The sequence below is a fragment of the Bradyrhizobium sp. 27S5 genome (assembly GCF_037217225.1).
Taxonomy (GTDB): domain Bacteria; phylum Pseudomonadota; class Alphaproteobacteria; order Rhizobiales; family Xanthobacteraceae; genus Bradyrhizobium; species Bradyrhizobium septentrionale.
The window spans coordinates 8,071,124-8,085,062 of the sequence record NZ_CP147714.1 but is presented as its reverse complement, the minus strand read 5'-3'; the positions used below and the strand labels follow the sequence as shown (position 1 = coordinate 8,085,062).

Genomic DNA, 13,939 nt, shown 5'->3' with positions numbered 1-13,939 from the left:
CGTTAGCGGAGTAGCCACCTGAGTAGTAGCGCAACTGTATTGTTTCAGCATCCCCTTTGCGGAAGCGCGAAGCCTTAGCCGCCAAATCTTGTCCCCGGTCTCGACGGACGTCACTTCAATGTGCGCGTCACGGGTCACGACACGCTATGGCAACAACCCGATAGGCCTCATCCATGATTGAGTTTCCAAATCATAGTCGTTCATACGACCAGACGCGGCGCGCCGTGCGGTTTTGGGGATATGACAGTGCTATTGAGGCATCGTTCTTCGTCACCGAAGGCGCCTTGAAGCGCATTCAATCGGATGCCTACCTCGACGAGCCAGGCCTTCTGAACGCGTTCGATGCCAACCGCGATCTGATATGTGCCGCCGCTGCCAGGGTCTATGTTCGCGGAAGCAGGGGTTCTTACGATCTGGTCGCTGCGAACTTCTGAAACCGGCGCCGTCGATCCGATCACGCGAGACAATCTGGCAGATTGAGCGCGTTGGTCGAGCTTGCAAGCGATCAACTGGAGGATGTCATGGATACGAGTTTCGTACAGACTTTCCTGGCGTGCGGAGGAATCTTCGTTCTCTCGTTCGTTGCGATCGGGGCTTTCTGGCTCCTGGAGCGCATGCGAGGCGCCAGTGCCCCTCACATGTGAAGGCGGGGGCAGTTGGCCGACAGACCAGGTCCTCGCCGTTTGCAACGCCGCCAAAAGGAAAAGCCGCGGATTTCTCCGCGGCCCTTCTGACGCTTTCGGTTTTCCTTAGTAGCGGTCGGTCCCGATTCCGACGCTCACGCCCGGCGCGCGGAACCCGATGCCACCACGCTCTTCATAGTCATGGCGCTCGATGTAGCGCTCGCGGGGCGCATATCCGTATGAATCACCGCGCTCGCGGATGATGACGCGGCGTTCGCCACGTTCACGCCAGCAACGGCCGTCTTCATTACAAACCATGCGAACGTTTTGGATATTGCTCTCCGGCGCGACGGACGCACCGGGTGAAAGCGGTCCGGCGTAAGCCGTGGTAGTGGCGGTCATCACAAGGGCACTTGCGCCGGCCGCCAAATAAATCGCGAGATTCTTCATATTAATCCTCCAAAAGTGCTTGTGTCAGGAAGCCAATAGTCTCGCGAGGCATTGGTTCCTGGCGCCGACCGGTCGATTCCGTTGATCGCGTGGCGGCTGCGCCGCCCCCATGCGCGATTGCACATCGAATGATGGCGAGTTGACTGGCCGTCGAGCAAATCAGAAAAACTCGGAACTATTTCTATTATTCAGAAATAGAGTGCCTCGCATTCGCGGGCATGGCGCCTGCCAAAGTGTCGCCCACATTGACGCGACTGCCGTCTGGCTTGCTGACATAAAGATGGTTTTCCAGCACGGACTGCATGTTCTCAAACATCGCATAGAGATCGTCGCAATAGACCGAAGGATTATCGTAGCCGTTCGCCTTGGAGAAACGGTGCGGAAGATAGCCTCCCCCGCAGGCGTTCATGAACTTGCATTGCCGACACTTCGCGCAAAGATTGATTGAAGCATCGCGCGCGGCTTTCCAGCGAGGCTCGTTCCTGACCGCGTCGATCGCATGATCGAAGATGTTGAAGCTGGTGTTCGTGAAGCCGTCGCCCGCAATCCGCAGCACGTCGTGCGCCTCCACGGTGCCATCGGTCATGATGGTGCAAAGCTCGACGGGTTTGTGGCCGACGCCCTCGGTCGGTGAATTGTTGTCGAGCAGGGCGGTGATCATGTCGGAAATGATGCGGATACTGGTAGTCGGTGCGGCGCGATTCGCCTCCAGCCACACGTCGAACAAGCCCTTGTAGAACGCGGCAATGGATGGCGGCTGCTCGTCCACCGTCGCGTCGGGGATCATGATGTCGTAGTTGGAGATCCCGCACGCAGCGAAAAAATCGGCATACTTCTGCGGCGCATAAGCGGGATTGCAGACTGCCAGGGCAATCACGCCAATCTCGCGCGACACCAGCATGCGAGCGGCTCGTTCGACGGCGGCGTGGGTGCCCGTACCCTGGAACGTCTTGCGGTGCGTGTCGTGAATGTGCGCCGGGCCATCCAGACTGATCGCGACCGAAATGTTGTGGGCCTCGAAGCAGGCCAGCCAATCGTCATCGATCAACACGCCGTTGGTCGTGACCGCGATGGGTATCTCGCAGCCGGTCCGTGATGAAATATCCTCGCAGGCCTCGGCAAAGCGGTGGAAGTTCTCCACGCCCCACAGCAGCGGCTCACCCCCGTGCAGAATGATGGGAAAATCGACGAGGGCGTATCTGAGAACGTGCTGTTCTATGCGCTGCAGCAATTGCTGCTGCACGTCCGGGCTCATGAGCTTGGGCTTGCTGTAAACGGACGCGTCGCGGAACCAGTAACAATAGGAGCAATCGATGTTACATCTCGTTGCAACCTTGACCAGCAACTGCGTGATCGGCTGATCCTGGAAAGCGGCAAAATCTGCACCGTCCGCTGACATGCCGATACCGAGACTGGTTGAAGGAGCTAGCTAGAGCGTTTTCGAGCGAAGTGGATACCGGTTCGCGTGAAGAAAACGCGTCAAAACAAAAAGCTGGAGCTTCGGTTCTGATTCAATCAGAACCGAAAATGCTCTAGTACCCTCGAACAAATCCGCCTCGGCGAAACGCGCCTACGCCCGGAGCGTACGCTGCTCTGCGAAACGCGCCTGCGTTCGCCCCCTTGGCAAAACCCCCACGCCTGAAAGCGGCTTGGGTCACCATGGCTTCGTCGGCGACGACTCCTTGCTGCACACCCTGTCCGCGCAGATCGCTCAGCAATGCGTCGATACCCTGATGGTCGCTTTGAATGATTGCGTCCGGCCCATGGAGTTGCATGAGGCTCGCCAAAACCTTCAGCGTCGTAATCGGCATGGTCACGCTCCTGTATTCGCAGCGCGGTGCAGGGATCGACCGAAGCCCGGCGCATTGAACCGCCTGAGCAACAGCAAAATATACCGTTTTTGTCGCAGAGGCAACGTGGTCGGCCCGGGCCAATCCCTTAGGGCGCCAATTTCCGGATACGCTTGCGCACTATGCCACGCGCGCGTTGATGCAAGCAAACCAACGTGTTGGATCGCGCCGCGAGAGTGCGAACCCATGTTTGACCGTCACAGCTTCGTCGCGATTGCTCTCCAGAGTGACGGAGAGCGTGCGGACTGGCTCCCTGAAGTCTTGTGGACGCGCACCCTCGCAGCGACGTTGTCGCCGGGGAGAAGTGTCTCAGTTCAACACCCTTTTCCCGTCCGGGCTCGGGCTGTCCAGCGAGAACGTCGGCACGTCGATGTCGAAGCGCTCGCCGGCTTCGGTGACCATCTGGTAACTGCCGGTCATGAAGCCGGAGGCGGTCGGCAGCGGCACGCCCGAGGTGTATTCGAAGCGCTCGCCGGGCGCGAGCACCGGCTGCTCGCCGACCACACCCTCGCCACGCACCTCCTGGCGGCGGCCGGTGGCGTCGGTGATGATCCAGTGCCGGGTGCGCAGCTGCACCGTTTCCGGCCCCGCATTGACGATCACGATCTTGTACGACCAGAAATACTCGCGCCGGTCGACCGATGAGCGCTCCGGCATGAAGTTCGGCTCGACGGTGACTTCGATCTGGCGGGTAACGGCGCGGTACATACGGCTCAATCCGATGATCTCGGCGCAAAATCCGCTTTCGACCGGATCATGCGCAAACAGGCGCCTATCATAGCCAATTGGTCAGCCGGAACCAATCGCCGGGCAGGCCGTGAAAAGCCGGTCCCGGGGCCGGCCGTTCATCCCGGTTTCAACATAGTTCCGCTCTATAGCGCGGCGGCATGCCGCCGCACTCTGTGCTTTGTCGGCAAGGCTTTCTCCGGAAGTCGTGGACCGGTATTATCTTTTCAGCACGGCCTGCGGGGCGTCCGCAGCCGATACGGTGTTTGATGAGCTCGATTGCCGATCCCATAGCCGGTTCGCCGGTGGCTGAGACCAAGGCCGAGGCAAAAGCCGATGCCGAGGTGAAGGCGAAGGCCGCGGCGCCTGCAATCACGCTGCCGGTGACCGGCGAGCGCGAGCTCAGGCTCGACCTGTTCCGCGGGCTCGCGCTGTGGCTGATCTTCATTGATCATCTGCCGACCAATCTCCTGACCTGGCTGACGATCCGCAATTACGGCTTCTCCGACGCCACCGAGATCTTCATCTTCATCTCCGGCTACACCGCGGCCTTCGTCTATGGCCGCGCCATGCTGGAGGGCGGCTTCGTGATCGCGACCGCGCGCATCCTGCGCCGGGTCTGGCAGATCTATGTCGCGCATGTCTTCCTGTTCACGATCTTCCTCGCCGAGATCTCCTATGTGGCGACCTCGTTCGAGAACCCGCTCTACACCGAAGAGATGGGGATCATGGACTTCCTCAAGCAGCCCGACGTCACCATCGTCCAGGCGCTGCTGCTGCGCTTCCGTCCCGTCAACATGGATGTGCTCCCGCTCTACATCGTGCTGATGCTGTTCCTGCCGCTGATCCTGTGGCTGATGAAATGGAAGCCCGATGTCACGCTCGGCCTGTCGGTCGTGCTCTACGCGGTGACCTGGCAGTTCGACCTCTATTTGTCGGCCTATCCGAACGGCTTCTGGGCGTTCAATCCGTTCGCCTGGCAATTGCTGTTCGTGTTCGGCGCCTGGTGTGCGCTCGGCGGCGCGCGGCGGATGTCGCGCATCCTGTCGTCGAACATCACGATGTGGATCTGCATCGTCTATCTGGTCGCCGCGTTCTTCGTGACGCTGACCTGGTACGTGCCGCAGCTCGGCCACATCATGCCCAAGGTGATCGAGCAATGGATGTATCCGATCAACAAGACCGATCTGGACGTGTTGCGGTTCGCGCATTTCCTGGCGCTCGCAGCCCTCACCGTGCGCTTCCTGCCCCGGGATTGGCCGGGGTTGAAATCGCCCTGGCTGCGACCTTTGATCCTGTGTGGCCAGCATTCGCTTGAGATATTCTGTCTCGGGGTCTTCCTCGCCTTTGCCGGTCACTTCGTGCTTGCCGAAGTATCTGGCGGTGCCGCACTGCACGCCTTGATCAGCGTCAGCGGCATCCTCATCATGTGCGGCATGGCGTGGATTATTTCGTGGTACAAACACTCCGCCGACAAAGGCGCCTCGAAAAAAAGCGCCGGCGGCAACGCCGATATGGCGGGAGGGGGAGCATGATGTCCGCGCGGACGCTGCTGGGCCTGACGCTATTGGCCGCCTGTTTGGCGGCGGCGCCCGCACGCGCAGGCGACACCGCCGAGCCGCCGGCACCGCCCTGCGACGTGCCCGCCTATCTGCTTTCGACCGAGAGCTCGCTGCCGAAGGTCATGGATGCCGTGAAGGCCAACCAGCCGCTCAACGTGCTCGTGGTGGGCAGCCGTTCCTCGACCATTCCCGGCAATGAGGCGAGCGCCTATCCGGCCACGCTGCAGGCGGCGCTCAAGGAGGCATTGCCGTCGTCTGCGATCGATCTATCCGTAGAATTACAGGGAAAGAGCACCGCCGAGGAGACCGCGGGAACCCTTGTTAAGCTTGTTGAAGCAAAAAAGCCTACTTTGGTTATCTGGCAGACCGGCACGGTCGATGCTATGCGAGCAGTCGATCCCGACGATTTCCGTACCGCCATCAACGACGGCGTTGTTGCGTTGCGGGGCGCCGGGACTGACGTGGTGCTGGTCAATCTGCAATACAGCCCGCGTACGGAGACGATGATCTCTGCACCGCCATATCTCGACAATATGAAGGTGGTGGCGCAGCAGCACGACGTTCCGCTGTTCGACCGGTTCGCGATCATGAAGCAATGGAGCGACGCCGGATATTTTGACCTGTTCAGCACCTCGCATGGTGTCGACCTGGCCAAGAAGGTTCACGCCTGTCTCGGCCGGGCCCTTGCGAAATTCGTGATCGATGCGGCCCATCTGGGTCCGGTGCAGCAGAATTAGAGGAAGCAGAGTTGATGCGTTTTGCCTTCCCTTTTCGCTCTACCGCAGGGTGCGCCGTTGCGGTGCTGGCGCTGCTCGTGCCGGTCACGCCATCGCGCGCGCAGACCGGCCAGGCTGACCAGCATGCCGCGCTCTCGCCCGGTGCCAAGTCTGAGGCCGCACGGCCCGATGCGGACAAGCCCGCCGCCATCGAAGCCGATGCGGCCAATCAGCAGCCCGGCGTCGCCGCGAAGGCGTTCGACAAGGTAAGGCAGGTCGCCAAATCCGCCAGCGACATTTTCCACCGCGTGCCGTGCCAGCAGCCCAAGGGCGTGCCGAGCTCGACCGGCTCGCTGCCGCATGTCGCGGCCAAGCTCGCCGCCGGCAAGCCGGTCGTCATCATCGCATTCGGCTCGTCCTCGACGGAAGGTTATGGTTCGTCGTCGCCCCAATTCACCTATCCGAACCGGCTCGCCGGGCAGCTGCGCCGGCAATATCCCGCCGCCGACATCACCGTGCTCAACCGCGGCAAGGGTGGCGAGGACGCGCCCGAGATGATGGCGCGGCTGCAGACCGAAGTGATCGACGTGCATCCCGACATGGTGATCTGGCAGGTCGGCACCAACGCGGTGCTGCGCAACCTCGATCCCTCCGAAACCGCAAAACAGGTCGAGGACGGCGTGGCGCGGCTGCAGGCCTCCGGCGCCGACGTTGTGCTGGTCGATCCGCAATATTCGCCGCGCGTCACCGAGCGTCCCGAAAGCGCGCGCGGCATGGTGAAGCTGCTCGGCCGCATCGCCGCGCTGCGCCATGTCGGCATCTTCCCGCGCTTCGAGGTGATGCGCGACTGGCACGAGCGGCAGGCGATCCCGATCAACGATTTCGTCACCGCCGACGGCCTGCACATGAACGACTGGGGCTACGCCTGCTTCGCCCAGTTGCTCGGCGACGACATCATCCGCTCGGTCGGCGCGATCAAGATCGGCGTCAACGTCCCCGGCGACGTGCGGACCTACCGGCCGATGTGATCGGGCGGCCGTCGTTCCCTGTACTCGCTCTATCACCGTCACCCTGAGGAGCGCGTAGCGCGTCTCGAAGGGTCGACGGCCCGGCTGGTGGCCGTGCATCCTTCGAGACGCGCTACGCGCTTCTCAGGATGACGGGGTGACACCACCAGTTCGTTCGCCTCGACCCGGGTGTCACTACGTCGGTCAATCTTGACCTCGCCGCGGTAATCCGCTCCCTTGGCGCCTGAACCAATCTCCTTCGGGAAGACGCCTCAAGGGAAACGCTCATGTCTTTCGTGCTGGCCATCGATCAGGGCACCACTTCGTCGCGCGCCATGGTGTTTCGCGGCGACATCTCCATCGCCGCGGTGGCGCAGCAGGAATTTCCGCAGCATTTCCCGGCCTCCGGCTGGGTCGAGCACGAGCCGGAGGACATCTGGACCTCGACCGTGATGGTGTGCCGCGAGGCGCTGGAGCAGGCCGGCCTGAAGGCCAAGGACATCGCCGCGATCGGCATCACCAACCAGCGCGAGACCACCGTGGTGTGGGACCGCGCCACCGGACAGGCGGTGCACCGCGCCATCGTCTGGCAGGACCGCCGCACCGCCGACATCTGCGCCAAACTGAAGGCCGAGGGCCATGAGCCGGCGATCTCGGCCAAGACCGGGTTGATCATCGACCCCTATTTCTCCGGGACGAAAGTCGCCTGGATCCTCGATCACGTGCCGGGCGCGCGCGAACGCGCCGAGCGCGGCGAGCTGTTGTTCGGCACCGTCGACTGCTATCTGTTGTGGCGGCTCACCGGCGGCCGGGTGCACGCCACCGACGCCACCAACGCCTCGCGCACGCTGCTGTTCAACATCCACACCGGCGCGTGGGACGACGACCTCATCAAGCTGCTGCGCGTGCCGCGCTCGATGCTGCCCGAGGTCAAGGATTCCTCCGCCCGTTTCGGCGAGAGCACGGCTGATCTGTTCGGCGGTCCGATCGCGATCTCGGGCATCGCCGGCGACCAGCAGGCCGCGATCATCGGCCAGGCCTGCTTCGAGCCCGGCATGATGAAGTCGACCTACGGTACCGGCTGCTTCGCGCTGCTCAACACCGGCACCACGCCGGTGGCTTCGAAGCACAAGCTGCTCACCACCATCGCCTACCAGCTCAACGGCCAGCGCACCTACGCGCTCGAAGGTTCGATCTTCGTCGCCGGCAGCGCCGTGCAGTGGCTGCGCGACGGGCTCGGTATCATCAAGCACGCCGCCGAGACCGGGCCGCTTGCCGACAAATCCGACTCGATGCAGAGCGTCTATCTGGTGCCGGCTTTCGTCGGCATGGGCGCGCCCTACTGGAATCCGCGCGTGCGCGGCGCGCTGTTCGGCTTGACCCGCAACACCGGCCCGGCCGAGCTCGCGCACGCGACGCTCGAAAGCGTCTGCTACCAGACCTTCGATCTGTGGGCCGCGATGCGCACCGACTGGCCGGAGGCCAACGCCGCCAACACCGTGCTGCGCGTCGACGGCGGCATGACCGCGTCGGACTGGACCATGCAGCGGCTCGCCGACCTGCTCAATGCCCCGGTCGACCGCCCGATGATCCAGGAGACCACGGCGCTCGGTGCGGCCTATCTCGCCGGGCTCGAGGCCGGCGTCTATCCGGAGCCCGCAAAGTTCGCCGACAATTGGCGGCTCGAGCACCGCTTCAGGCCGGCGATGAGCGAGGCAACGCGCGACCGCAAGCTCGCCGGCTGGGCGCGCGCCGTGAAGGGCGTGCTGGCGAGCGACGAGGGGGAATAGGGCGGGTGAGGTTTGCTCGCTCGTGCGGCAGGCTCGCTGCACCTCTCCCGCTTGCGGGGGAGGTCGGATTGCATCGCAGATGCAATCCGGGTGGGGGCTCTCTCCGCATAATGACTGGTCCCATCGCGGCGACACCCCCACCCCAGCCCTCCCCCGCAAGCGGGAGAGGGGGCGCACTTTCTTCGCGGTGATGGTCTCACACGTCGGCAACGCGTCAATCAATAACAACCATCGGAGAGAACAACATGAACACGGATTTCAACCGGGTCACCAGACTGCTCAGCGCCGCGCTCTGCGCCGCGATGTTGGCCGCGCCTGCCGCGGCGCGCGAGAAGCCTAGCCCGCTGGTGGCGGCGCGCGAGGTCAAGACCGACGTTGCCGGGCTGACGGCGCCGGGCCAGATCCTGGTCGACGTCTGGGGCATTCCGCACATCTATGCCGGCAACGAGCACGACCTGTTCTTCCTGCAGGGCTTCAACGCCGCGCGTGACCGGCTCTGGCAGATCGATCTCTGGCGCAAGCGCGGGCTCGGCCTCCTGGCGAAGGATTTCGGCCTCGCCTATGCCGAGCAGGACAAGGCGCTGCGCCTGTTCCTCTATCGCGGCGACATGAATGCGGAATGGGCCGCCTATGGTCCGAAGGCGAAATCCTATGCCGAGGCCTTCGTCGCCGGCGTCAACGCCTATGTCGCCGACGTCAAGGCGGGCAAGCGGCCGCTGCCGATCGAGTTCAGGATCGCAGGCACGATGCCGGACCTGTGGTCGGCGGAGGATGTCGTGCGCGTCCGCAGTCACCGCCTGACCCGCAACGTCGCGTCCGAGGTGAAGCGCGCGCAGGTCGCATGTGCCGCTGGCCTCGATGCCGATCGCTTCCGCGTCAAGCTGGAGCCGGCATGGACCACGAAAATCCCGGACGGGCTCGATCCCTGCAGCGTGCCGAAAGGCGTGCTCGCGGCCTATGACCTCGCCACGCGCCCGGTCGCTTTCGCCGCGCCGAAGGACCAGAAGGCGGCGCTGGCGCATGATCCCGACACGTTCCTCGCCGCGGCCGACCAGCAGCGCGACACCATCGGCTCCAACAACTGGGTGATCGCGGCCTCACGCACCGCGACGGGACGTCCGATCCTTGCCAACGATCCGCATCGCGAGCATTCGGTGCCGTCGCTGCGCTACATCGTCGCCCTCAACGCGCCCGGCATCTCCGTGATCGGCGCCGGCGAGCCGGCGCTGCCGGGCATCTCGATCGGCCACAACGACACCATCGCGTTCGGCCTGACCATCTTCAACGTCGACCAGGAAGACCTCTACGTCTACGAGCTCAATCCCGACAATCCGAACCAGTACCGCTATGGCACGGGCTGGGAGGACATGCGCATCGTGCACGAGAAGGAAGCGGTGAAGGGTGAGGCCGACCGCGACCTCGAGCTGAAGTTCACCCGCCACGGCCCGGTGATCTTCGTCGACGATGCGAAGAAGCGCGCCTTCGCGGTGCGCTCGATCTGGTTCGAGCCGGGCACCTCGGCCTATTTCGGCTCCTCCGACTACATGACCGCGAAGAATTGGACAGGCTTCCTCGGCGCGATGCGGCGCTGGGGCGCGCCGTCGGAGAACCAGGTTTATGCCGACACCAGCGGCAATATCGGCTGGGTCGCGGCCGGCAAGACGCCGCGCCGCACGAACTTCGATGGATTGATGCCGGTGCCCGGCGACGGCCGCTACGAGTGGCAGGGCTTTCTGTCGCTCGACGAGCTGCCGAAGCTGTATCAGCCGAAGCAGGGCTTCATCGCCACCGCCAACCAGATGAACCTGCCGGCGGATTATCCGGTCAATGAGCGCCGGGTCGGCTTCGAATGGTCCGACAGCGCGCGCTGGCAGCGCATCACCGAGGTGCTGCAAGCCAACAGCAAGGTGACGCTGGCGGACGCGATGGCGCTGCAGAACGACGACACAGGCATGCTCGCGCGGCGGCTGGTCGCGCTGTTGAAGCCGCTGTCATCCGACGATGCCAACGTGAAGAAAGGTCTCGATCTCTTGAAGGCGTGGGACGCGCGCGACGCGGCGGACAGCGCCGCCGCTGCGGTCTACGAGGTCTGGATCGCAAACCATCTCGGCCCCGTCCTGCTCAAGACCACGGCGCCGAAAGTGGCCGAGCTGATCGCGCCGGAGGCGTCCAGCATTTCCGCCATCGTCGGCTATCTCGAAAAACCCGACGCCGCGCTCGGCAGCGATCCCGCCGCCGAACGCGACCGCGTGCTGCGCGACAGCCTCGGCGCGGCCGTCGCCGACGTCACCGCAAAGCTCGGACCCGATGCGTCGACCTGGCGCTGGGGCCGGCTGCATGTCGCAAAATTCGATCACGCGCTGATGCCGCTCGCCGACAAGGCCACCGCGGCGCAGATGTCGGTCGGTCCGCTCGCCTATGGCGGCGCTGCCAACGTGCCGCGCGCCGCCACCTATCGCCGCTCCGACTATCACCTCACCGCGGGCGCCTCGTTCCGCATGGTGCTCGATGTCGGCAACTGGGATGCGAGCCGCACCATCAACACGCCGGGCCAATCCGGCGATCCCTTCAGCGCCCACTACCGCGACCTCGCGCCGCTGTGGGCGACCGGCCAATATGTGCCGCTGCTCTACAGCCGCGGCGCGGTGGAAGCCGCGACTGCGGAAGCGATCACGCTGACGCCGAGGTGAGCAAGGCGGTGGTCCAATCTCCATCGTCGTCCCGGCGAAGGCCGGGACCCATAACCACCAATGCCAATTGTTTTTGAGCGCTGGGGCCACAGCGTGCCTTCGCAACTCAATCCTGTGGTTATGGGTCCCGGCCTTCGCCGGGACGACACCGAAAATTTGGTAGGCGACGCGCGCTCTACTTCACCTGCCTCTCCTGCAGCTCCAGCATCACGCGCAGCGTGTCGTCGCTGAGCTTGCCGTTCGGTGACGGCGCGCGCCGCTCGACGGTCTCGACCGGGCGCGCGTGCTGCGGCACAACCTGAGTGCCGCGCACCGGCGCACCATCCTCGACGTCCTCGGCCTCACCAGCCGCACCCGTCCCATGTGCGTAACCGATGCCACGCCGCCGTCGCGCAGGCTTCGGCTTCGGTGGTGGCGGCGTATAGATGATCGGCGGCAGCGTGTGATGGCGCGACACGATGTCTGCTCCGGTGGCCTCTCCACATCGAGCGCCTGATTCGCCAAAACGCCGACTGACAAATCGGTAACATTGTTACGCAGCGTTGCATTGCATCTGCCGCGAGACACGCGGATATTTCCCGCCGATAATTGGAAACAAAGGTCGCGTGATGCTGCTACCCGACGGGTACTCCGACATCCCCCACGGCAAGATCGCCGCCGTCGTCACACATCTGGAAATGACGGAGCGCCCGCCGCGCCGCGACGATCCGCCCGGCGCATGGCGCCTGCGCAAGGTCGATCCGCCCGCGCTCGACTGGTATCGCGATCTCTACCGCCGCGTCGGTGAGGAGTGGCTGTGGTTCACCCGCACGGGGCTCGATGACGCCGATCTCGGCGCCGTCATCCACGCGCCCGGCATCGAGCTCTACGGGCTGGTCGTTGAGGGCCATGATGAAGGCCTGCTCGAACTCGATTTCAGCGAGCCCGGCCAATGCGAGCTGCTTTATTTCGGCGTCACCGCAAAATTCATCGGCACCGGCGCCGCGCGCTTCCTGATGAACCGCGCCCTCGAGATCGCCTGGTCGCGCGACGTCGGCCGCGTCTGGGTGCACACCTGCACCTTCGACCATCCCTCCGCGATCGCGTTCTACCAGCGCTCGGGGTTTCGTCCGTTCAAGCGGCAGATCGAAGTGGCCGACGATCCGCGCGTTGACGGCACATTGCCGCGCGATGCGGCGAGGCATGTGCCGGTGATTGCATAGCTGTTGCTCCAAACTCTGCCGTCGTCCCGGGCAAGCGGGAGCGCGACCCGGGACCCATAACCACCGAACTGAGTTGGTTACTGTGCTGGGGCTCCAGCCTTTGCCACAACGGGAGCCGGTGGTAATGGGTCCCTGCTTTCGCAGGGACGACATCGAGTGTGGCTGCTGCTCGACTTCAAAACACGGTCCGCTCTGCCGCAACAGTTGACGGCGAGCACCAGCAGAATCGACGGTAGGCAATGCCTCATTGGAATGACCCGGCCGGTTGCAACCCCGCGCAGCCCATCTAGGATGGTGCAAAGCGCAACCTCTGACGCCGGCGTGGCCGCACATCTCGAAAGCCCTGCTTTCGAGGGCAGCGGCCTGCCGCGGCATGACCGACGAGATGACAGATGTTTTTGATTGGCCAGTACGACTCCTCCTTTGTCCGCCGCACCGCGATCGCGCTGCGGCTCTATGGGCTGCCCTTTGAGCACAAGCCGTGGTCGACCTTCGGCGATGCGGAGAAGGTTGCGGCCTACAATCCGGTGCGGCGGGTGCCGACGCTGGTGCTCGACGATGGCGAAGCGTTGATCGAGAGCGGCGCGATCCTGGATTATCTCGACGAACTGGTCGGGCCGGACAAGGCGATGATTGCGCGCTCCGGGCCTGAGCGGCGCAAGCATCTGCGCATCACGGCGCTGGCGACCGGGCTCGCCGACAAGGCGGTGAGCCTGATCTACGAGCGCGTCCTGCGCAAGGAGCAGCTCAAACTCTGGGTCGAGCGTTGCGAGGCGCAGATCACGGGTGTGCTCGCGGTGCTGGAGCAGGAGCGCGCGGCGGTGCAATCGCCGTATTGGCTCGGCGATCGTATCGGCCATGCCGACATCGCGGTCGCCTGCGCGCTGCGCTTCACCGGCGAGGCGCATCCGCATCTGTTCGACGCGCGCTATCCCGCGCTGCAGGCCCACGCCGCGCGCTGCGAGGCGCTGCCGCCGTTCCAGGAGATCGTGCAGCCGCTGGCGCCGCCGAGCGGTTAGGGGATCTTCACCATCGTCAATCCGCAGTTCACGCGTCGCGCGTGAGGAAGGCACCAGCGGAAGGGTTCCCTCCCCCGCAAGGGGGGAGGGAACCCAGCCGGCGTGCTCACCTCACGTCCCCTGCCACTGAGTTGCCCGACGGCGCAAGCCCCTCACGTAAAAATATTTCGCTTTATCAGAAATGTAACTCAGTGTTATAAATCTGCCGTCTCACCCGATCGAGGGGCGCTTCGCGGTCGTCACGAACGCGGTGTGGGATGCGGTGGACGCCGATTGTGCGACTGACGAGTGCACATGAAGCGGA

13 protein-coding genes are annotated in these 13,939 nt (G+C 64.0%); 8 read left to right on the top strand and 5 right to left on the bottom strand.

From position 1 onward, the window contains the following. Nucleotides 1–173 precede the first annotated feature (173 nt). Entirely contained in the window at nt 174–434 is a 261-nt protein-coding gene (locus WDM24_RS38060; RefSeq protein ID WP_084518382.1) for a DUF1488 domain-containing protein, read from the top strand. Nucleotides 435–749: 315 nt separating this feature from the next. On the opposite strand, the gene WDM24_RS38055 is transcribed toward WDM24_RS38060, so the two are convergent. The 4 genes from WDM24_RS38055 to apaG form a co-directional block, all read right to left on the bottom strand. Continuing rightward, entirely contained in the window at nt 750–1,073 is a 324-nt protein-coding gene (locus tag WDM24_RS38055) for a hypothetical protein (protein ID WP_166299388.1), read from the bottom strand. Between the two features lie 184 nt (nt 1,074–1,257). Next, nucleotides 1,258–2,472, bottom strand: coding sequence for a radical SAM protein (locus WDM24_RS38050; RefSeq protein ID WP_338829354.1), 1,215 nt, complete (start codon nt 2,470–2,472; stop codon nt 1,258–1,260). Between the two features lie 133 nt (nt 2,473–2,605). Beyond that, entirely contained in the window at nt 2,606–2,884 is a 279-nt protein-coding gene (locus tag WDM24_RS38045; RefSeq protein WP_338829353.1) for a hypothetical protein, read from the bottom strand. A gap of 348 nt (nt 2,885–3,232) precedes the next feature. Then, complete coding sequence (apaG, locus tag WDM24_RS38040) at nt 3,233–3,631, bottom strand: Co2+/Mg2+ efflux protein ApaG (protein WP_029079882.1); 399 nt, start codon at nt 3,629–3,631, stop codon at nt 3,233–3,235. A gap of 287 nt (nt 3,632–3,918) precedes the next feature. On the opposite strand from apaG, the gene WDM24_RS38035 reads away from it, so the two are divergent. From WDM24_RS38035 to WDM24_RS38015, 5 genes are all read left to right on the top strand, one after another. After that, nucleotides 3,919–5,184: an OpgC domain-containing protein gene (locus WDM24_RS38035; RefSeq protein ID WP_338829352.1), complete on the top strand. Its 1,266-nt coding sequence runs from the start codon at nt 3,919–3,921 to the stop codon at nt 5,182–5,184. Then, on the top strand, nt 5,184–5,948 hold the full coding sequence (locus tag WDM24_RS38030; protein WP_338832520.1) for an SGNH/GDSL hydrolase family protein: 765 nt from the start codon (nt 5,184–5,186) through the stop codon (nt 5,946–5,948). The genes WDM24_RS38035 and WDM24_RS38030 overlap by 1 nt, the downstream gene beginning before the upstream one ends. 14 nt (nt 5,949–5,962) lie before the next feature. Next, nucleotides 5,963–6,955 (top strand): SGNH/GDSL hydrolase family protein, encoded by a 993-nt coding sequence (locus WDM24_RS38025; protein ID WP_338829351.1) that lies wholly within the window; start codon nt 5,963–5,965, stop codon nt 6,953–6,955. A gap of 266 nt (nt 6,956–7,221) precedes the next feature. Further along, nucleotides 7,222–8,724, top strand: coding sequence for a glycerol kinase GlpK (gene glpK, locus WDM24_RS38020; RefSeq protein WP_338692506.1), 1,503 nt, complete (start codon nt 7,222–7,224; stop codon nt 8,722–8,724). 245 nt (nt 8,725–8,969) lie between these two features. Then, on the top strand, nt 8,970–11,414 hold the full coding sequence (locus WDM24_RS38015) for a penicillin acylase family protein (protein WP_338829350.1): 2,445 nt from the start codon (nt 8,970–8,972) through the stop codon (nt 11,412–11,414). Between the two features lie 175 nt (nt 11,415–11,589). Here the strand turns inward: WDM24_RS38015 and WDM24_RS38010 are convergent, their stop codons facing one another. Then, a complete protein-coding gene (locus tag WDM24_RS38010; protein WP_338829349.1) occupies nt 11,590–11,871 on the bottom strand; it encodes a hypothetical protein in 282 nt (93 codons plus the stop codon). 151 nt (nt 11,872–12,022) lie between these two features. Here WDM24_RS38010 and WDM24_RS38005 point away from each other — a divergent pair, with 151 nt between their 5' ends. Then, nucleotides 12,023–12,616 (top strand): GNAT family N-acetyltransferase, encoded by a 594-nt coding sequence (locus WDM24_RS38005; RefSeq protein ID WP_338832519.1) that lies wholly within the window; start codon nt 12,023–12,025, stop codon nt 12,614–12,616. A 392-nt stretch (nt 12,617–13,008) separates the two neighbouring features. Then, nucleotides 13,009–13,635, top strand: coding sequence for a glutathione S-transferase family protein (locus WDM24_RS38000; RefSeq protein WP_338829348.1), 627 nt, complete (start codon nt 13,009–13,011; stop codon nt 13,633–13,635). Nucleotides 13,636–13,939: the final 304 nt, after the last annotated feature.

Coding starts and splice junctions, on each gene's coding strand:
- WDM24_RS38015 (WP_338829350.1), top strand. CDS start 8,970: ATGAACACGGATTTCAACCGGGTCACCAGACTGCTCAGCGCCGCGCTC.
- WDM24_RS38050 (WP_338829354.1), bottom strand. CDS start 2,472: ATGTCAGCGGACGGTGCAGATTTTGCCGCTTTCCAGGATCAGCCGATC.
- WDM24_RS38060 (WP_084518382.1), top strand. CDS start 174: ATGATTGAGTTTCCAAATCATAGTCGTTCATACGACCAGACGCGGCGC.
- WDM24_RS38005 (WP_338832519.1), top strand. CDS start 12,023: ATGCTGCTACCCGACGGGTACTCCGACATCCCCCACGGCAAGATCGCC.
- WDM24_RS38000 (WP_338829348.1), top strand. CDS start 13,009: ATGTTTTTGATTGGCCAGTACGACTCCTCCTTTGTCCGCCGCACCGCG.
- WDM24_RS38055 (WP_166299388.1), bottom strand. CDS start 1,073: ATGAAGAATCTCGCGATTTATTTGGCGGCCGGCGCAAGTGCCCTTGTG.
- glpK (WP_338692506.1), top strand. CDS start 7,222: ATGTCTTTCGTGCTGGCCATCGATCAGGGCACCACTTCGTCGCGCGCC.
- WDM24_RS38025 (WP_338829351.1), top strand. CDS start 5,963: ATGCGTTTTGCCTTCCCTTTTCGCTCTACCGCAGGGTGCGCCGTTGCG.
- WDM24_RS38030 (WP_338832520.1), top strand. CDS start 5,184: ATGTCCGCGCGGACGCTGCTGGGCCTGACGCTATTGGCCGCCTGTTTG.
- WDM24_RS38035 (WP_338829352.1), top strand. CDS start 3,919: ATGAGCTCGATTGCCGATCCCATAGCCGGTTCGCCGGTGGCTGAGACC.
- WDM24_RS38045 (WP_338829353.1), bottom strand. CDS start 2,884: ATGCCGATTACGACGCTGAAGGTTTTGGCGAGCCTCATGCAACTCCAT.
- apaG (WP_029079882.1), bottom strand. CDS start 3,631: ATGTACCGCGCCGTTACCCGCCAGATCGAAGTCACCGTCGAGCCGAAC.